Here is an 18,207-nt window from a genome sequence, read left to right on the forward strand (position 1 = left end):
CGCGTTCACTCCCCGAACGCGGTCGTGGCGGGCGCGGCGGTGGGCGCGCAGTCCGACAGCGGGACGGGGTCGCCCATCGCCACGACGATCTTGCGGTCGCCCGCGAAGGCGTCGCGGCCGTGCGCGTTGAGGATGTTGTCGACCAGCATCAGGTCGCCCGCCTGCCAGGACTCGCGGACGGTGACCTCGTCGTAGACGGCGCTGAGGGCGGCCGCCTCCTCCTGGGTCAGCGCGGCGCCGTCGCCGACGAAGGTGTTGAACGGCAGGCCGTCCTCGCCGTAGGTCTCGACCAGCACCTCGCGGATGTCGGGGTCCAGCGTCCACTCGTTCCAGAAGGACACGTGGTTGAACCAGACCCGCTCGCCGGTCACCGGGTGGGTGATGACCGCGGAGCGGCGCTGGCGGGTGCGGAAGGAGTCCTCGTCGACCCACTCGTAGCCGATGGTGTGCTCGCGGCAGTACTCCTCGGCGACGGCCTTGTCCTCGGTGGCGAAGCTGCGGTTCCAGGGCAGGCCCGCCATCTCCGAGTAGTTGCGCACCAGCAGCCAGCCGGTCCGCTCGAAGCGCTCCCGCAGCCCGGCGGGCAGCAGGGCCAGGGCGGCGCGCATGTCGCCGACGGTGGTGGCGCCGCCGCCGGTCGGGGCGATCAGGCAGCCGAACAGCAGGGTGCCCGGGAAGTCCAGGGTGTAGCTGTTCTCGTTGTGCAGCCGGATGGGCTGCATCGCGGGCAGGTCGGTGGAGGAGAAGACGCCGTGGCCGAAGTCCGAGCGCGGGGTGGCCTTCTCCTTGTAGTCGGCCGGGGCGGGCATGAGGATGTCGCGCGCGGTGGCGAAGTCCTCGGTGGTGGCGACCGGCAGGCCGCGGAGCATGAGCGCGCCGTGGCGCAGGAGCGCGGCGCGGATGCCGACGTGGTTGGCGGCCAGCCACTCCCGGGCCTCGGCCATGTCGGCCAGCGGCGGGGTGTGCAGGATCGCGGGTTTGCCCGCGTCCTGGCGGACGTCGAGGTCGGTGCGGGGGGCGGTGGGCGCGGCCATGGTCGCGTGTCCTCTCCTTCTCAGGGGCGGGTGGCCGCGTCGATCACCGAGGTGACCAGGGCCAGGAAGTCGGGCAGCTGCTGCTGGAAGTAGAAGTGGTCGCCGGGCAGCGTCCGGACGGTCACGGGGGCGGTGGTGGCGGTGGCCCAGGTGGCGAGGGTCGCCACCGGGACGATGGGGTCGGCCTCGCCGCCGATGACCGTGATCGGGCAGCCCAGGGCCGCGGTCTCGCCGACGTGGCGGTAGTCGTCGTCCACGGCGAAGTCGGCGCGGATCGCGGGCAGGATGATCTCCCGCAGCTCCGGCTCGTCGAGGATGGCGTCCCGGGTGCCGCCGCGGGCCTTGATGGCCGCGACGAGCGCGTCGTCGTCCAGCGTCGCGGGGAACACCGGCGCCTGGTTGGGCAGGTGCGGCGCGCGGCAGGCGGAGGCGATGAGCGCCTTCGGCGGGGTGCCGCGCTCGGTGAGCCTGCGGGCCACCTCGAAGGCGACGAGCGAGCCCATGCTGTGGCCGAGGACCACCAGGTTCGCCACGCCCGGCGGGAGGGATTCCACGATCGGGCCCGCGAGGTCGTCGATGGACCGCGGCAGCGGGTCGGCGAAGCGGGCGCCGCGGCCGGGGTACTGGCCGATGAGCAGCCGCACGCCGGACGGGAGCAGGTCGCGCCAGTCGACGTAGGCGTGGGCGTTGCCGCCCGCGTGCGGCAGCACCAGCAGCGCGGTGTCCGCTGTGGACTCCTCCGGCAGCGACCACACGATGTCTTCCGGGGCGCTGCCGAATCCGGCTTCCTGGTCGGTCGGGTAGGCGAGTGTCACGGGGTTCTCCTCGGACTTCAGCTGACGGTGCCCGCGGTGGCGCGGCGGCGGAGGGCGGGTCGCTTGCGGGCGGGCGCGGCCTGGGCCAGGCGCTCGGCCAGCGCCGCCGCGGTGGGCGCCTGAAAGACGTCCCGGACGGTGATCTCCCCGGCGTCGGGGAGGGTGGTGCGGACGCGGCTGATCAGGCGGGCGGCGAGCAGCGAGTGCCCGCCGAGGTCGAAGAAGCCGTCGTCGATCGTGACGGCCTCCACGCCGAGCAGTTCGGAGTAGAGCGAGCACAGCGCGGCTTCCTGCGGCGTGCGCGGGGCCCGGCCCTCGGCCGACGCGGTGAACTCCGGCACGGGGAGGGCGGCCTTGTCGAGCTTGCCGTTGGCGGTGATGGGGAGCTGCTCGAGCACGACGACCACGGCGGGCACCAGGTGCTCGGGCAGCCGGTCGGCCGCCCAGCGGCGCAGGGCGGGGCCGTCGGTCCCGGCGACCACGTAGGCCGCGAGGCGGGTGTCGCCGCCGTCGCGGACCGGGACCACGGCGGCCTGGCTGACCAGGTCGTGCCCGACGAGCACGGCCTCGACCTCGCCGGGCTCGACCCGGAACCCGCGCACCTTCACCTGGTCGTCGGCCCGGCCGACGAACTCCAGCACCCCGTCACCGCTCCACCGGGCCAGGTCGCCCGTGCGGTACATGCGCTCGCCGGTCGGGCCGTACGGGTCGGCGACGAAGCGCCCCGCGGTCAGGCCGGGCCGGTTCAGGTACCGCTGGGCGAGCCCGACGCCGCCGAGGTACACCTCGCCGGTCACGCCGATCGGGACGGGCTGGAGCCGGTTGTCGAGCACGTAGGCGCGCTTGTTCACGACCGGCCTGCCCACCGGGACGGACCCGGTGATGTCGGCGGTCAGCGGGTGCACGGTGGTGAAGCCCATCGACTCGGCCGGGCCGTAGCCGTTGGCCACCGCCACGTTCGGGTAAGCGGCCAGCACCCGGGCGACGTGCGCGGCGGAGGCGGGCTCGCCGCCGGTGAACGCCAGGCGCAGACCGGCGAACGCCTCGGGGTGCTCGTCGGCCAGGTGGTTGAACAGGCTGGAGGACACCTGGAGCATCGTCACGCCGTGCCGGGCGACGAGGTCGGTGACGACCGCGGGCTCGGGCCGCTGGCCCGGGTGCAGCACGCACGTCCCGCCGAAGGCCAGCGAACCCCAGAACTCCAGCGAGAACGCGTCCCACGACACCGGCGAGCACTGCAGGAACACCTCACCCGGCCCGAAAGTGGCGTAGTCCTGCGCCAGCAGCGTGCCGACGAGCGCCCGGTGCGACGACACCACACCCTTCGGACGACCCGTCGAGCCGGAAGTGAACATCACGCATGCCACGTCGTCGGGGGTGGCGGCGACCGAGGCGCGCGGGGTCGGAACCGGCGGCACGGCAACGGCAAGCGCGCCGGGGACCCGCTCGGCGGAGCCGGTGACGACGACGCGGACACCCGCCTCGGCGACCACCGAGCGCAGCCGGTCGTCCGGGTGCTCGGGGTCGAGCACGGCGTAGCCCGCGCCCGCCTTGAGCACCCCGACGACGGCGGCGGCGAAGTCCACGCCGCGGTCGAGGAGCACGCCGACGATCTCGCCGCGCACGTCCCCGAGGGCGGCGGCGACGGCGTTGGCCCGGCCGTCCAGCTCGGCGTAGGTCACGGCGTCATCGCCGAAGACCACGGCGGTGTGCCCGCCCGCCCGGTCCACCCGCTCCTCGAACAGGTCCACAAGGGACACCTCGGGGACGGCGACCGCGGTGTCGGTCCACTCGCCGAGGATCAGGCCGCGGTCCTCGCCGAGGACGTCGACGTCGCCGACGCGGGCGCCGGGGTCGGCGAGCACCTGGTCGAGCAGCCGCAGGTAGACGGCCAGCACGCGCTCGACGGTGGCCGCGTCGAACAGGTCGGCGTCGTAGACGACGGCGCCCGCGACGCCCGCCGCCGCGTCCTCGCGGAACAGGAACTCCAGGTCGAACTTGGCGGTGCCGGTGTCGACGAACCGCGTTCCCGCGTAGCCCGGCAGGCCGGGGTCGCCCTGGGCGCCCTCCAGCGCCAGGCACACCTGGAACAGCGGGTGCCGCGACAGCGAGCGCACCGGGTTGAGCGCCTCCAGCAGCACGTCGAACGGCAGCTCCTGGTGGGCGTAGGCGTCGAGGTCGGCGGCGCGGACCCGGCCGAGCAGGTCCCGGAAGGCCGGGTTGCCCGAGGTGTCCGAGCGCAGGACCAGGGTGTTGACGAAGAAGCCGACCAACTCGTCCAGGCCGGGGTGGTGGCGGCCCGCGACCGGCGTGCCGATCGGGACGTCCTCCCCCGCGCCGAGCCGGGTCAGGGTCGCGGCGAGCGCGGCCTGCAGCACCATGAACGGGGTGCAGCGCTCGGCGCGGGCCACGGCGAGCAGGCGGGCGTGGCGCTGGGCGCCGAGGGCGATCGGGACCGCGCCGCCGCGGTGGCGGGCGACGACCGGGCGCGGCCGGTCGCGCGGCAGCGCCAGCTCCTCGGGCAGCCCGGCCAGCGCGGTGCGCCAGTGCGCCAGCTCCCGCGACCACGTGCTGGTCTCGTCGTCCGGGTCGCCGAGCAGTTCGCGCTGCCAGAGGGCGTAGTCGGCGTACTGGACCGGCAGCGGGGCCCACGCGGGCGCGGTCCCGGCGGCGCGGGCGGTGTAGGCGGCGGCGAGGTCGGCGAACAGCGGGCCGGTCGACTGGCCGTCGGTGGCGATGTGGTGCAGCACGGTCAGCAGCACGTGCTCGTCGCCCACCGCGAGCAGGGCGAACCGCGCGGGCGGGGTCGTGGCCAGGTCGAACGGCTCGGCGGCCAGGGCGCGCAGCCGCTCGTCCAGGTCGGCGGGGGCGACGGTCTCGCGGTGCAGGTGCGCGGCGGCGGCGGCCAGCACGTGCTGGTAGGGCTCGTCGCCGTCCTGTGGGAAGACGGTGCGCAGGGTCTCGTGCCGGGCGACGACGTCGGCAATCGCCGCGGCCAGCGCGTCGGCGTCGACCGGGCCGGTCAGCCGGGTGGCCAGCGGGACGGCGTAGGCGCCCGCGCCCTCCAGCCGGTCGAGGAACCACAGCCTGCGCTGGGCGTGGGACAGCGGGACCCGCTCGGGCCGCTCGGCGGCGGCGGGCGGCGCGGTGGTGGCGGTGGTGGCGGTGGTGGCGTCGGTCGCGATCTGGCAGAGCGCGGCGACCGTCGGGTGGGCGAACACGTCGCGGACCCCGAGGTCGACGCCCAGGACCTCCCGGGCGCGGGCGGTGAGCCGCGCGGCGAGCAGCGAGTGGCCGCCGAGGTCGAAGAAGCTGTCGTCGACGGTGACCGACTCGACGTCGAGCACCTCGGCGAACAGCCCGCACAGCAGCTCCTCGCGGGCGTCGCGGGGCGCGCGGCCCGCGCTGTCGGCGGTGAACTCCGGCGCGGGGAGGGCGGCCTTGTCGAGCTTGCCGTTGGCGGTGATCGGCAGCTGCTCCAGCACCACGACCGCGGCCGGGACCAGGTGCTCGGGCAGGGTGTCCGCCAGCCGCTCGCGCAGCGTCGGACCATCCACAGTGGACACCGCGTAGCCGACGAGCCGGGCGGGCTTGCCGACGTCCTGGCGGACGATGACGGCCGCGTGGGTGACCCCGGGGCAGCGGGCCAGCGCGGCCTCGACCTCGCCGGGCTCGACCCGGAACCCGCGCACCTTCACCTGGTCGTCGGCCCGGCCGACGAACTCCAGCACCCCGTCACCGCTCCAGCGGGCCAGGTCGCCGGTGCGGTACATCCGCTCCCCCGGCAGGCCGTGCGGGTCGGCGACGAAGCGCTCGGCGGTCAGGCCGGGCTTGCCGAGGTAGCCGCGGGCCAGGCCCGCGCCGCCGAGGTACACCTCGCCGGTCACCCCGGGCGGCGTGGGCTGCAACCGGTTGTCGAGCACGTAGGCGCGCTTGTTCACGACCGGCCTGCCGATCGGCACCGGCCCGGCGACATCGGAGGTCAGCGGGTGCACGGTGGTGAAGCCCATCGACTCGGCCGGGCCGTAGCCGTTGGCCACGGCCAGGCCGGGGCAGGCGGCGAGGACGCGGGCCACGTGCACGGCGGAGGCGGGCTCGCCGCCGGTGAAGGCGACCCGCAGCGCCGCGAACGCCTCGGGGTGCTCGTCGACCAGGTAGTTGAACAGGCTGGAGGACACCTGGAGCATCGTGACCCCGTGGCGCGCCACCAGATCCGCCACCACGGCGGGCTCCGGGCGCTGCCCAGGGTGCAGCACGCAGGTCCCGCCGAAGGCCAGCGAACCCCAGAACTCCAACGAGAACGCGTCCCACGACACCGGCGAGCACTGCAGGAACACCTCGCCGCGCCCGAAGGTCGCGTAATCCTGCGCCAACAACGTGCCCACCAGAGCCCGGTGCGACGACACCACACCCTTCGGGCGGCCCGTCGAGCCGGAGGTGAACATCACGCACGCCACGTCGTCCGGCGACACCGGCACGGCCACCCGGGCGCCCCGCCCGGACACCGAGGCGATGTCGAGCACCCGGGCGCGATCGGCGACCCGGTGGCCGTGGCGCGCGCCGCTCAGCACGGTGCGCACACCGGATTCGTTCAGCACCAAGGCAATACGGTCGTCGGGGAAGTCGGGGTCGAGCACGACGTAGCCCGCGCCCGCCTTGGCCACGCCGACGACGGCGGCGGCGAAGTCGGCACCGCGGTCCAGCAGCACGCCGACCAGCTCACCCCGGCGCACGCCCGCGGCGTCGAGCAGCCAGGCGACGGCGTCGGCGCGCGCGTCCAGCTCGCCGTAGACGATCTCGGTGTCGCCGTCGATGACGGCGAGCGCGTCCGGGTCGCGGTCGGCGGCCAGCTCGAACAGGTCTACAAGGGACAGCGGCGGGATCTCGGTCGCGGTGTCGTTCCAGCCGCGCAGGACCCGCTCGCGCTCGTCGGGGGTGAGCGCGTCGACGGCGGCGACCCGCAGGTCGGGGTCGGCGGCGATGGCGGTGAGCACCGCGAGGAACCGGCGCAGGCGCGCGGCCAGGTCGACCTCGGCGGTGTAGGCGGCGTCGAGCGCGAGGTCGACGGTGACGCCCGCACCGGCCTGGGGCCGGGTGACGGTGATGGTCAGGTCGTCGGCGGTGCCGCCGGTGGAGAGCGTGGCGGGGACGGCCGGGGTGCCCGCGAAGGAGATCGGCTCGTCGCCGGTCAGGATGTTGACCACCGGGCCGAACCGGCCCTCGGCCTGCCAGCCCAGCTCGCGCAGCAGGCTCGCCGACGGGTAGCGCTGGTGCCACTGGGCCTTGAGGATCGCCGAGGACACCGCGGCGGCCAGCTCGGCGACGGTGTCGCCGGGGCGGACCGCGGCGCGCAGCGGCAGCACGTCGGCCAGCATCCCGGGCGTGGTGCGGGCGGCGATGGTGGTCCGGCCGGACAGCGGCAGGCCCATCACGACGTCGCCCTCGCCGGTCTCGATGGCGCGGTGCAGCACCGCGGCGGCGACGAGCACGTGCTGCCAGGTGACCCCGGCACGCTCGCCCACCGCGCGCAGACCGTCCAAGGTGGACTCGTCCAGGACCGCGGTCTCGTGCGCCACCCGGCGGATCGGGGCGCGGCCCTCGACCACCGGGCGGGGGCGGGGCGCGTCGGCCATGACCTCGCGCCAGTAGGCGGCGTCGCGCTTCTCGGCCTTGGAACCGGTGTAGGCGTCCTGCTCGTCGAGCACCCTGAGGAAGGAGCCGAGCGGCTGTCCCGCCTCGGCGCCGGTGACGAGCGCGGTGTACAGCTCGGCGACGCGGCGGTCGACCATCGCGGCGCTGAGGCCGTCGTGCACCAGGTGGTGCACCCGGCCGTAGGTGATGTGGTGCTCCGGCCCCAGGACGTAGATGACGACGTGGTGGAACGGCCCGGTGGCCGGGTCGATGACGGTGTCCATGTCCGCCCGCATGTGGGCGACGGCGGCGGCGGCCGGGTCGGCGGCGCCGCTGAGGTCGACCACGTCGGGGGCGAGGTCGTGCTCCGGGCCGCTCGCCTGGACCGGCACGCCGTCGACCTCGGTGAAGCGCAGCCGCAGGCCGTCGTGCTCGGCCGCCGCCGCGCGGCTGGCGGCGATGAAGGCGTCCCGGTCGAACGGGCCGTGGATCTCCAGGTAACCGCCCATGGTGAACACCGGGCTGGTCGGGGCGAGCCGCTGCGCGTACCAGATGCCGAGCTGGGGCCCGTTCAGCGCCCGCCCGCCCGCGGGGCCGAAACCTGAAGTGTCGAACATGGACCGCTCCTGTCGTGGAATTGCCGGTTGCGCGGTCAGCCGCGGTTCTGGTCGATGAGGTCGACGATGTCCTGGACGGTCTCGGCGGACTCCATCTCCGCGTCCGGGATCTCGATGCCGAGCTGGCGCTCCAACTGGAAGACGATCTCCACAATGGACATGGAGTCGATGCCGAGGTCGGTGGTCAGCCGCTGCGCGGCCTCGATCCTGCCGCTCAGCTCGGGCAGCACGTGGACCATGACTGCGTCGAGGGTGGCGAGGGTGTCGGACATGGCGGTTCTCCTGTCGTGGTCAGGCCGTGTTTCAGATGTGGGGGGTGGCAGAGTCGTGATCAGTCCGCGCGCTGATGGTGCGGACGGATCGTCCTCATACCGGTGTTGTATTCGGGCGTATCCGGCCGTGCCGTCAGCGTGTGGACTGGCGCGGCTATGCCGTGCTCCACATCTGAAACACGGCCTAGCGGCTGGCCGCCGCGATCGGGGGGAGGTCGGGCCAGGTGAGGGCGAGGGCGGCCCAGGTGGCGCCGCCGCCGAACGCGGTCAGCACGACGCGGTCGCCGGGGGTGAACGCGCCTTCGGACGCGGCGTCGCACAGTGCCAGCGGGATGGAGGCGGCGGAGGTGTTGGCGACCCGCTCGATGTTGACCACGGCCTTGTCACCGGGGATGCCGAGCGCGTCGGCGGTGGCGTCGAGGATGCGGCGGTTGGCCTGGTGGCCGACCAGCCAGTCCACGTCGTCGACCGACCAGCCCATGTCGGCCATCACCCTGGCCGACGCCTCGGACATGCGGCGCACCGCGTTCTTGAACACGATCTTGCCGCGCATCGTGAAGTGGTTGTCCCCCGGGGCTTCGGCCACCCGCTGCCGGGAGCCGCCCGCGGTGACGATCATGAGCGGGGTCAGGTCGCCGTCGCTGCCGAGGGTGCTCGCGGTGATCGCGCCCGGCTCGTCCACCCCGCCCGCCCTGATCACCGCGGCGCCCGCGCCGTCGCCGAAGATCGGCGCGGTGATCTGGTCGTCGTCGTCGACGAAGGTGGTGAAGGTGTCCGCGCCGATGACCAGCCCGGTGCGGTACTGCCCGGTGGCCAGCATCCCGGCCCCGACGGCCAGCGCGTAGAGGAACCCGGAGCAGGCCGCGTTGAGGTCGAAGGCGGGCGCCCCGGCCATGCCGAGGCGGCTGGCGACGGCGGGCGCGGTGCCGGGGACCTGGTGGTCGGGCGTGGTGGTGGCGAGGATGAGGAAGTCGGCGCCGGTCGCGCCGCAGGAGTCCAGCGCGGCCTTCCCGGCCCGCACGGCCAGGTCGGAGGTGGCCTCGTCGGCGCCGGTCACGAACCGCTGCTCGATGCCGGTGCGCTCGCGAATCCAGTCGGCGTCGACCCCGAGCCGCGCGGCCACCGCCTCGTTCTTGACGAGGGTGTCGGGAACGCACCCGCCGAGCCCGGTGATGACCGCGGTCGTCGGCTTCACCATGACGGTCTCCTTGTGGTCCTGAGTAGACGGTTGCTCCTCGATGCGCCGAGTCAACCGCACGCCGGGGCGCGGGAGCGGCAGTTGCAGGGGCACCTAGGAGGTGCCTTCGGCGGGGACGGCCGCCAACAGGGCCGAGACGAGGGTCAGGACGCGGAAGCGGCCGGGCTCCGGTTGGCCGACGACACCGCGGACCAGCAGCGCGCGCAACGTCCGACCGGCATCAGGCAGCGGGGCCCCGGTGGCGGCGGCGAGGTCGGCGAGGGTGAACGGGTCGGTGAGGTGGCGCAGCAGGGCGCGGGTGTCGGCGGGCAGCGCGGCGACGGCGGCGGCCAGGTGGTCGCGGCCGGGCCCCGCGCCCGCGAGGTGGTCGAGCAGCCCCGCCGGGTCCGAGCGCAGCGAGGCCACGAGCATGTCCTGGTCGAAGACGGCCAGCCAGGACGCCGCGGCGGCGATCGCCCTGGGCAGCCCGTCGAGCAGCGCGCACACCTCGGCGGCGAGCGCGGGCCGCGGGCGGGCGCCGGGGCGGACCGCGGCGGCGCAGTCGGCGAACAGCTCGGCGGCGGCGTCGGGCTCCAGGGGGGCGAGCAGGAACGCGCGCTCGGCGTCGTCGCCGGGCTCGGTCCCGGTCACGATGACCCGCAAGCCGGGGCAGTGCCGCGACAACGCGCGCACCCGGTCGGCCCGGCCGCCGCCGTCGAGCACCAGCACCGTCGGGCGCTCGCCGATGACGTCGGCGAGGTCGGCGGTGGCCGGCGCGGGACCGGAGTCGGCGCACAGCTCGGCGGCGGCCGAGGCGAGCAGGGCGCCCAGCCGCTCATCGCGCAGCGCGCCGTCGTGGGCCGCGACGCTCCCGGGGGCGGTGGCCCAGAGCACCGGCATCCGGTGTTCGTGCAGGCCCGCGGCCACGGCGAGGGCGAAGCGGGTCTTGCCGACGCCCGCGAGCCCGAGCACGCGCACCGGCCGCGGGCGCTCCAGCAGTTCGCTGACGAGGGCGGCCACCTCGGCGTCGCGGCCGACGATCGCCTCGGCGGGCGCGGGCGGCGGGGCGAGCGCGGCGTCGTAGTCGCCGCCCGGGAGCCTGCCGTGGTCGACGGCCGCGGCCAGGTCGGCGCGCGCCTGCCCGCCCAGCCGCAGCCCGTCGGCGATGAGCCGGACGGTGTCGGGCCGGGGCTTGCGGGCCCGTCCCTGCTCGAGGTCGCGGATGGCGCGCACGCTGATCGTCGAGAGGTCGGCCAGCTCCCGCTGGGTCAGCCCGACCCGCTCGCGGTGCCTGCGCAGCAGCCTGCCGAACTCCGATTCGGACACCTCGACGCCGGTCTGGATCGCCATCTGCAATTCCCTCTTCCACACGTGGGCCACTTGCGTATAGACGCCATTCGCGTGGATGCCGCTATCGCGTCGCCATCTCCACCCCAACCGGCAGCGGATAGGGCAGTTTGCCCAGCTCAACCGGCAGAGCTATCCCGAGATGGCGGAAAAAACGACGGAGATAGCGCGGTGATAAGAAGCGGGATAGCCCGGGGATTTCGCGGGCTCCTAACTTTGGTTCATACCCGCTCCGGGAACACCGAAGAAGGAGTCAGAAATGACCGTCACCGACATCGCCAAGGCCGCCGTCGTCACCACGTTCGCCGCCATCGCGCTGGCCCTCGGCTCCGGTGCCGCCACCGCCGCGACGCAGGCTCCCGCCCCGACCACCGGCGACGCGCAGGTCACCTCCGCGACCAACCCCTGGGAGTAGGGCGACCGGCCCTGCCGGGCCGAGGACCCCGCTAGACCGACACCATCGAGAGGGTCGCCAGCCGCCGTGCGGCCTCGACCAGCTCGCGCTCCATCCCCCGCTCGCGGAACACCGCGGCGGCCCGCTCCACCATCGCCCTGGCCGACCCGGCCTCACCGAGGCGGATCAGCACCGAGGCCAGGTCGAGGCGGATCTCGGCGGCGCCCGCCAGGTCCATGATCCGCTCCCGCACCTCGATCGCGTCGACGAAGTGGCGCCGGGCCTGCTCGTCGCGGCCCGCGGCGGCGCTGACCTCGCCGAGGTTGCGCAGCAGGTAGCCCTCCCCGATCACGTCGCGCGAGCGGCGGACCATGTCCAGCACCTCCAACATGGTGCCCAGCGCCTGCTCGTGGTCTCCCCACAGCGACTGCACCTGCCCGACGCGGCGCAGGGAGTGGGCGATGCCGCCGGAGTAGCCGACGGCCCGGTAGATCTCGATCGCCTCTTCCAGCTGGGCGTGGGCGGCCTCGGTCCGATCGCGGCGCATCAGTATGTGCGCGCTCTGCGTCAGCACGATGGCCCTTCCCACGACGTCGCCCGCGCGGTCGAAGTCGGCGATGGACAGCGCGTAGAGCGCCATCGCGCCGTCGTCGTCACCGCCCTGCCGGGTCAGCAGGCCGAGGTCGCGGCGGCACAGCGCCAGCCCGAGCGGGTCGTCCAGCTCGCCGAACAGGGCGAGCGCGGCCTCCAGCGCCCTCCTCGACTCCACCGGGCGGCCCCGGTTGATGTGCAGCGTGCCGAGCGAGCCGAGCAGCGCGGCCGTCCCCCGGGTGTTGCCCGCCGCGCGGGTCGCGGCCAGCGCGACGTCGTGGGTGGTCTTCCAGTCGTCGAGGTAGCCGCGCGACTCGAACAGCGTCGCCAGCGTGACCGCCAGCTCCCACGCCTGCTCGTCCAGCCCGGCCCGCGCCGCGTGGGCGACGGCGGCGCACAGGTTGGCCTGCTCGCCGTCCAGCCAGTCCATCGGCTCGCCCAGCACCTGCTCGGCGTAGGCGGCGGGCGGGTTCCAGCGCTCGGCGGTCCCGATGAGCCGGGTGTAGTCGCCGCCGTAGATCCGCTGGTGCGCCTGGCCCGCCAGCGACAGCCAGCCGCCGAGCATGCGGCGGACCGCGCCGTCGGAGCCGTGCTCGGCGGTGACCTGCTCCCGCGCGAAGAGCCGGATGATGTCCTGGTAGCGGTAGCGGAACTCGCCCGTGGGCTCCACCGCAGCCACGTCCAGCATCTGCACGTCGACCAGCGGTTCGAGCAGGTCCGACGGGAACGGCCGGTCGTCGTCGACGGCCGCGCCCGCCAGCCAGCCGGGCAGCGTCGGCCCCTCGGCCAGGCTCAGCAGCGCGAACAGCCGCCGGGTCCGCGCGTCCAGCCCGTCGTGGGTCAGCGACAGGCTCGCGCGAATCGTCATCTCCCCGTGCGCCAGCTCATCGAGCCGGTGCCGCTCGCTGGCGAGGCGGTGCACCATCGACGCGAGTGTCCAATGGGGACGGGCGGCCAGGCGCGCCGCGATGATGCGCAGGGCCAGCGGCAGCCCGCCGACGGTGCGCACGAGGGCCGCGGCGGCCTCCGGCTCGGCGGCCACCCTCGGCCCGCCGATCACCCGGCCCAGCAGGTCGAGCGAGCGGTCCTGGTCGAGCACGTCCAGCTCGATCTGGCGCGCCCCCGGCACCCCGGTCAGCCTGCTGCGGGTCGTCACCAGCACGGCGCACGTGCTGCTGCCCGGCAGCAGCGGCACGACCTGGGACTCGGTGACCGCGTCGTCCAGCACCACCAGCACCCGCTTGGTGGCCAGCAGCGTGCGGTACATGTCGATGCGCCCGTCCAGCGTCGCCGGGATCACCGACCCGGGGATGCCCAGCGCGGTGAGGAACCGGCCGAGCACCTCCAGCGCGGCGCTCGGCTCGGCGCGGGTGCCGCGCAGGTCGCAGTAGAGCTGCCCGTCGGGGAAGTGCTCCTCGGCCAGCCGGTGTCCGATGTGGGCGGCCAGCGTGCTCTTGCCGACCCCCGGCCTGCCGACGATCACCACGACGCCGACCGCGCGACCGCCGCCCACGAGCACGGACTCGGCCTCGCGCAGCAGGTCCTCGTCGGCGATGAAGTCGGCGGTGTCCGCGGGGAGCTGGCGGGGGACCTGCGCGCGCGGCGGCGGCGGCGGGGGCGGTGGGGCGGGCGCGGGCGGGCGCCCGGACGCCTGCGTCGGCTCCCCGGCGAGGATCGCCGCCTCCAGGGCGCGCAGGTCCTCCCCCGGCTCCAGGCCCAGCTCGTCGATGAGCAGGTCGCGGCCTTCGCGGTAGGAGTCGAGCGCTTCGGCCTGCCTGCCCGAGCGGTAGAGCGCGAGCATCAGCTGCGCGCGCAGCCGCTCGCGCAAAGGGTGTACCCGCACCAGGGTGCTGATCTCGCCGACGAGCTGCCGGTGCCTGCCGAGGCCCAGTTCCAGCTCCAGGCACGCCTCGATGGCCGAGAGGTGCTCCTCGTCCAGGCGCAGCGCCCGGGTGCGCAGGCCGCGGTTGCCCAGTCCGCTCAGGCACGGCCCGCGCCACAGCTCCACCGCCGAGCGCAGCAGCGCGGTGGCGTCGGCGGGCTGATCGGCCCTGACCAGCTCCCGGGCGCGGGACACCCTGCGGGTGAACAGGTGCACGTCGACCAGGTCGGGGTCGACGCGCATCAGGTAGCCGGGCGGGCGGGTGGTGATCGGCGCGTCCACCCCGGCGTCGCCGAGGCTCTTGCGCAGGCGGGACACGCAGATCTGGACCTGGGTGCGGGCGGTGTCCGGCGGCCGGTCGTCCCACAGGGTGTCCACCAGGTACTCGGTGCTCACCACCTGGTTGGCGTCCAGCAGCAGGCAGGCCAGCACGACCTGCTGCCGCCCCGGCGGGATCGGGACGCGGCCTGCGGCCCCCACGACCTCGACCGGGCCCAGGATGCGGAACGACGCCGCGCCCGTCGATGTCGTCGACTCGATCTCGCACCTCCGCGCACCGGGACCAGGTTGGGGGGAATCTAGCCCGCCCGCGCGAGCGTCGGCCACCACTTCGGCCGCCCTGCGAAACGGACACCCGAGCGATGCTCAGTTCACCGCAGATAAACCCCTGTGACCAGCGGATACACCGCCACGCGCAAGGCACTTTGGCGGCACTTCCACCGCGGATAGCGGCGAGATAGCGACGTGTTGGCGGCCAACGGGACCGTGGGTGAACAGTTGACCACCGAAGGGGAGCCACGATGCACGACGCCAGACCGGTCCCGGGGAGCATGGCAGCCACCGCAGCGGGCGTCGACCACGTGCGGCTGTCCTACCTCTACCTCGACGACGACGACTCCGACGCGTACGCCTCGCTGGTGCACGCCGACATGCTGGGCGACAGACCGGACTGCCGGGGCGGGCGCCACGACCTGCACCGGCTGATCGCCGACGGGGACGGCGTCGCCGTCGTCGGCAGCTTCACCGGCCGCACGGGCCGCTGCCAGTCGTTCGTCGACGTGTTCACGCTGTCGCCCGAGGGCCTGCTGCTCGCCGTCCGCCGCTTCCACGCGGTCTGAGCGTGCGCGCGCTCACCCCGGCGCAGCACGAGCTGTGGACGGCGGGCGACCCGGCCGACCCCGCCCTGTGGACGGGCGCCTACCTCGACATCACGGGCCCGCTCGACGCGGGCGCGCTGTGCCGCGCGATCGAGGCGACCGCCCGCGAGGACGAGACGTCGCGGCTGCGGTTCACCGCGACCCCGGACGGGCCGAGGCAGTGGCTCGACCCGACCTTGGACACCAGCGCCGAGCTGGTCACCGGCCTGTCCCCCGCGGCGGCGGTCGCGGCCATGCGCGCCGACCTCGCCGCCGATGTCGACCTGGCCCGCGGCCCGCTGTCGCGGCACGCGGTCTACCGGGTGGCCGAGGACCGCCACCTGTGGTTCACCCGCGTGCACCACTTGGTGCACGACGGCGAGTCGGTGTTGCTGACCTGGGCCCGCGCCGCCCGGCACTACGCCGAGGCGGTCGGCGAGCGGCGCGCCGGGCGGCCGTTCGGCTCTTACTCGGCGCTGCTGGACGACGTCGCGCGGTACCCGGGATCGCGGGCCCACCGCCGTGACCGCGAGCACTGGGCCCGGGTCATGGCGGGCGCGACCCGCACCCGGCCCCCGGTGGCCGCCATCGCGGCGACCCCGCCGGGCGAGGACTGGCGCGCGGTCGTGCTGGCGTCGGTCACCGACGCGCCGGACGCGGTGCTGAGCGTGCCGATGCCCGGCGGCCTGGCGCGCGGCACCCCGGCCATGCTCACCTCGGTGCTGCCGCTGCGCGTCGGGGGCGACGTGGCGGGCGCGCTGCGCGCGATGGCGTGGCACCAGCGCTACCCGACCGCGGACCTGCGCCGCGACCTCGGCTGGCCGACGCGCTGGTTCGGCCCGTACGTGACGCTGCTCGACGCCCGCGGCCCGCGCTTCGGCGCGACCAGGGTCACCAGCGTCCTGCTGTCCCCCGGCCTGGTCTGCGACGAGCCCCGCGTCACCGCCGTCCGGCACGACGACGGGATCACCATTGACGTGGAGGAGAACGGATGAAGGCGCTCATCGCGGGCTGTGGCATCGCGGGCTCGGTCGCGGCGGTCGCGCTGCGCCGCGCGGGGATCGACGTCGTCGTCGCCGAGGCGTACGACCGCGCGGCCGACGGCGTCGGGGCCTTCCTCACCCTGCCCACCAACGGGTTGGCCGTGCTCGCCGAGCTGGGACTGCTCGACGCGGTGGCCGCCGAGGGCTTCGCCACGCCGGGCGTGGTGGTCTCCGGCAGCGACGGCGCGCGCATCGGCCGGATCAGCTACGGCGCCCCGCTGCCCTGCGGGACGGTCGCGCACACCATCAAGCGCGCCGGCCTCTACCGCGTGCTGCGCGACGCCTGCGAGGCCGCGGGCGCCCGGGTGGTCTACGGCAAACGCTTGACGTCAGCCGAATCCGGGCCCGACGGCGTGCGGGTCGGGTTCGCCGACGGCACCTCGGCCACCGCCGACGTCCTCATCGGAGCCGACGGCCTGCGCTCGGCGGCCCGCGCGCTGCTCGACCCGGGCGCGCCCGCGGTCCGCTACACCGGCCTGGTCGAGACCGGCGGCTACGCCCGGGGCGTCGCTGTCGACGGCGAGCCGGGGGTGCTGCGGCTGACGTACGGGCGCCACGGCCTGTTCTGCCACACCCCGCACCCCGGCGGCGAGGTCTGGTGGTTCGCCCAGCCGCCGATGCGCGAGCCCGACCGCGCCGCGCTGGCCGCCCTCTCCGGCGAGCGGTGGCGGGCCGAGCTGATCGCCCGCTACGCCGACGTCCGGCAGGCGGCCCGGCTCATCGAGGCGACCCCGGCCCTCCTCGCCCCGTGGTTCGCCCACGACCTCCCGTCGCTGCCCACCTGGCACCGCGACCGCGTGGTCCTCATCGGCGACGCCGCCCACGCCGCCTCACCCGCGTCCGGCCAGGGCGCGGCGATGGCCCTGGAGGACGCGATCGTCCTCGCCCGCCACCTGCGCGGCGCGACGGACATCGCCGCCGCCCTGGCCGCGTACACCGCCACCCGCAAGCCGCGCGTCGAGCGGGTCGTCGCCCAGGGCAAGGTCAACGGCGACCTGGGCCGCGTCGGCAGGCTCGCCGCGCCGACGGTCTTCCGCGCCATGGCCGCCGACCACTTCGCCTGGCTCACCGAACACCGCGAACGCTGGGCGGGCTGATCAGGCTCCTGGTGCGGCAGGCGCCGCGCCTGCTGGTCGGCGGGCGGCGCGCCGGGCTCCGGCCAGCAACAGGACGTTGGCGAGCAGCAGGATCGGCCAGGGCGTCGGCAGGAGGATCACGGCGTCGACGATGGTCGCGATCCCCAGCGTCCACGCGATGAACGGCGGAGGGGTGATGCCGCGGCGGTCCAGCCACAGCACGATCGCGCCAATCAGGATCAGCGGCACGCCGAAGCTCCCCAGGCTCAGCCAGTACGCGCTGTTGGCCGCGCTCATGTCGGCGAAATCGTCCGCCCACAGCTCCCCGCTGAACCACGCCCCGGCGTGGCGCGCGGCGCCCTCCACCGTCAGGGAGCCCAGTGTGTGCGCGGCCCCGTAGAGCGCGATGAGCCAACCAGCCCACTTGATCATGCGATTTCCCCCTCAGGATATACGATGGCGTACAACGTGAGGCTAGGCTCGTCATACAGCGTCGTACAACCGGCGGGGAAGTGGGATCGGCAACACCATGGGCCCGTTGCGCACACCGCGTGGGAAGTGGATCGAGGAGGGGCTGCGGGCGCTGGCCGCGGGCGGCGTGGACGCCGTGCGGGTCGAGGCCCTGGCCAAGGCGCTCGGCGTGACCAAGGGCGGGTTCTACGGGTACTTCGCCGACCGCGGAGCGCTGCTGGGGGAAATGCTGGACACGTGGGAGCGCGAGAGCGTCGACGACGTCCTCGACCGGATCGAGCAGGTCGGTGGGGACGCGCTGGACAAGGCCCGCCTCGCCGGGCAGCTCACCTTCTCCGGCGACCGGCTGCTGCCCATCGACCTCGCCGTCCGCGACTGGGCCCGCCGCGACAGCGCCGTCGCCGAACGCCTGCGCCGCGTGGACAACCGGCGCATGCAACTGCTGCGCGACGCCATCGGCACCATCTGCCCCGACCCCGACGAGGTCGAGGCCCGCAGCCTGCTCGCCTTCTGCGCGGCCATCGGCAAGAACTTCCTCGCCGCGGACCACCCCGGCCGCACCCGCGACCAGGTCATGGCCCGCGCCGCCGACCTCCTCCTCAGCCGCCCGCCCGACACCCCTCCGGCAGGCAGCCCGCACTGAAACCGCCACGTGCCAAGGCTTGCGCGCCAGATGTCTTGGTGGAAGGCCAGGTCGACCGTGGTGATCATTCTGCGGGCC

13 protein-coding genes are annotated in these 18,207 nt (G+C 74.7%); 5 read left to right on the forward strand and 8 right to left on the reverse strand.

Going from position 1 to position 18,207, the window contains the following annotated elements; genetic code table 11:
- Positions 1–5 precede the first annotated feature (5 nt).
- The 6 genes from ACTG9Q_RS22710 to ACTG9Q_RS22735 all read right to left on the reverse strand — a co-directional run bounded on the left by ACTG9Q_RS22710 (position 6) and on the right by ACTG9Q_RS22735 (position 10,896).
- Positions 6–1,034, reverse strand: a complete 1,029-nt coding sequence (locus tag ACTG9Q_RS22710) for a TauD/TfdA family dioxygenase (RefSeq protein WP_455574871.1) — start codon at positions 1,032–1,034, stop codon at positions 6–8.
- Positions 1,035–1,054: 20 nt separating this feature from the next.
- A complete protein-coding gene (locus tag ACTG9Q_RS22715) occupies positions 1,055–1,849 on the reverse strand; it encodes a thioesterase II family protein (RefSeq protein WP_455574872.1) in 795 nt (264 codons plus the stop codon).
- 17 nt (positions 1,850–1,866) lie between these two features.
- Entirely contained in the window at positions 1,867–8,097 is a 6,231-nt protein-coding gene (locus ACTG9Q_RS22720; RefSeq protein ID WP_455574873.1) for an amino acid adenylation domain-containing protein, read from the reverse strand.
- Positions 8,098–8,132: 35 nt separating this feature from the next.
- Positions 8,133–8,369: an acyl carrier protein gene (locus tag ACTG9Q_RS22725; protein ID WP_455574874.1), complete on the reverse strand. Its 237-nt coding sequence runs from the start codon at positions 8,367–8,369 to the stop codon at positions 8,133–8,135.
- 184 nt (positions 8,370–8,553) lie between these two features.
- Positions 8,554–9,567: a 3-oxoacyl-ACP synthase III family protein gene (locus ACTG9Q_RS22730; protein WP_455574875.1), complete on the reverse strand. Its 1,014-nt coding sequence runs from the start codon at positions 9,565–9,567 to the stop codon at positions 8,554–8,556.
- A 93-nt stretch (positions 9,568–9,660) separates the two neighbouring features.
- Positions 9,661–10,896 carry a helix-turn-helix domain-containing protein gene (locus ACTG9Q_RS22735; protein ID WP_455574876.1) on the reverse strand — a complete coding sequence of 412 codons (1,236 nt, stop codon included), beginning with the start codon at positions 10,894–10,896 and terminating at the stop codon, positions 9,661–9,663.
- A 256-nt stretch (positions 10,897–11,152) separates the two neighbouring features.
- Between ACTG9Q_RS22735 and ACTG9Q_RS22740 the strand changes: the two genes are divergently transcribed.
- The gene (locus ACTG9Q_RS22740) at positions 11,153–11,308 is read left to right on the forward strand and encodes a hypothetical protein (RefSeq protein ID WP_455574877.1); all 156 of its coding nucleotides are present in this window, start codon (positions 11,153–11,155) and stop codon (positions 11,306–11,308) included.
- Between the two features lie 31 nt (positions 11,309–11,339).
- Here ACTG9Q_RS22740 and ACTG9Q_RS22745 read toward each other — a convergent pair whose 3' ends face one another.
- Complete coding sequence (locus ACTG9Q_RS22745) at positions 11,340–14,366, reverse strand: BTAD domain-containing putative transcriptional regulator (RefSeq protein ID WP_455574878.1); 3,027 nt, start codon at positions 14,364–14,366, stop codon at positions 11,340–11,342.
- A gap of 194 nt (positions 14,367–14,560) precedes the next feature.
- On the opposite strand from ACTG9Q_RS22745, the gene ACTG9Q_RS22750 reads away from it, so the two are divergent.
- The 3 genes from ACTG9Q_RS22750 to ACTG9Q_RS22760 are packed head-to-tail and all read left to right on the forward strand — an operon-like array spanning position 14,561 to position 17,036.
- Positions 14,561–14,878, forward strand: coding sequence for a hypothetical protein (locus tag ACTG9Q_RS22750; RefSeq protein WP_455574879.1), 318 nt, complete (start codon positions 14,561–14,563; stop codon positions 14,876–14,878).
- A gap of 2 nt (positions 14,879–14,880) precedes the next feature.
- On the forward strand, positions 14,881–15,891 hold the full coding sequence (locus ACTG9Q_RS22755; protein ID WP_455574880.1) for a condensation domain-containing protein: 1,011 nt from the start codon (positions 14,881–14,883) through the stop codon (positions 15,889–15,891).
- Positions 15,888–17,036 (forward strand): FAD-dependent monooxygenase, encoded by a 1,149-nt coding sequence (locus ACTG9Q_RS22760; protein WP_455574881.1) that lies wholly within the window; start codon positions 15,888–15,890, stop codon positions 17,034–17,036. The genes ACTG9Q_RS22755 and ACTG9Q_RS22760 overlap by 4 nt, the downstream gene beginning before the upstream one ends.
- On the opposite strand, the gene ACTG9Q_RS22765 is transcribed toward ACTG9Q_RS22760, so the two are convergent.
- Positions 17,037–17,447: a DUF6463 family protein gene (locus tag ACTG9Q_RS22765; RefSeq protein ID WP_455574882.1), complete on the reverse strand. Its 411-nt coding sequence runs from the start codon at positions 17,445–17,447 to the stop codon at positions 17,037–17,039.
- Between the two features lie 97 nt (positions 17,448–17,544).
- Between ACTG9Q_RS22765 and ACTG9Q_RS22770 the strand changes: the two genes are divergently transcribed.
- Positions 17,545–18,129, forward strand: coding sequence for a TetR/AcrR family transcriptional regulator (locus ACTG9Q_RS22770; RefSeq protein ID WP_455574883.1), 585 nt, complete (start codon positions 17,545–17,547; stop codon positions 18,127–18,129).
- The last annotated feature ends 78 nt before the right edge of the window (positions 18,130–18,207 follow it).

Source organism: Actinokineospora lacus, assembly GCF_053813445.1.

Excerpts from the sequence above, each read along its gene's own strand:
- ACTG9Q_RS22725 (WP_455574874.1), bottom strand. The coding sequence starts at position 8,369 with ATGTCCGACACCCTCGCCACCCTCGACGCAGTCATGGTCCACGTGCTG.
- ACTG9Q_RS22730 (WP_455574875.1), bottom strand. The coding sequence starts at position 9,567 with ATGGTGAAGCCGACGACCGCGGTCATCACCGGGCTCGGCGGGTGCGTT.
- ACTG9Q_RS22765 (WP_455574882.1), bottom strand. The coding sequence starts at position 17,447 with ATGATCAAGTGGGCTGGTTGGCTCATCGCGCTCTACGGGGCCGCGCAC.
- ACTG9Q_RS22760 (WP_455574881.1), top strand. The coding sequence starts at position 15,888 with ATGAAGGCGCTCATCGCGGGCTGTGGCATCGCGGGCTCGGTCGCGGCG.
- ACTG9Q_RS22735 (WP_455574876.1), bottom strand. The coding sequence starts at position 10,896 with ATGGCGATCCAGACCGGCGTCGAGGTGTCCGAATCGGAGTTCGGCAGG.
- ACTG9Q_RS22740 (WP_455574877.1), top strand. The coding sequence starts at position 11,153 with ATGACCGTCACCGACATCGCCAAGGCCGCCGTCGTCACCACGTTCGCC.
- ACTG9Q_RS22710 (WP_455574871.1), bottom strand. The coding sequence starts at position 1,034 with ATGGCCGCGCCCACCGCCCCCCGCACCGACCTCGACGTCCGCCAGGAC.
- ACTG9Q_RS22770 (WP_455574883.1), top strand. The coding sequence starts at position 17,545 with ATGGGCCCGTTGCGCACACCGCGTGGGAAGTGGATCGAGGAGGGGCTG.
- ACTG9Q_RS22750 (WP_455574879.1), top strand. The coding sequence starts at position 14,561 with ATGCACGACGCCAGACCGGTCCCGGGGAGCATGGCAGCCACCGCAGCG.
- ACTG9Q_RS22720 (WP_455574873.1), bottom strand. The coding sequence starts at position 8,097 with ATGTTCGACACTTCAGGTTTCGGCCCCGCGGGCGGGCGGGCGCTGAAC.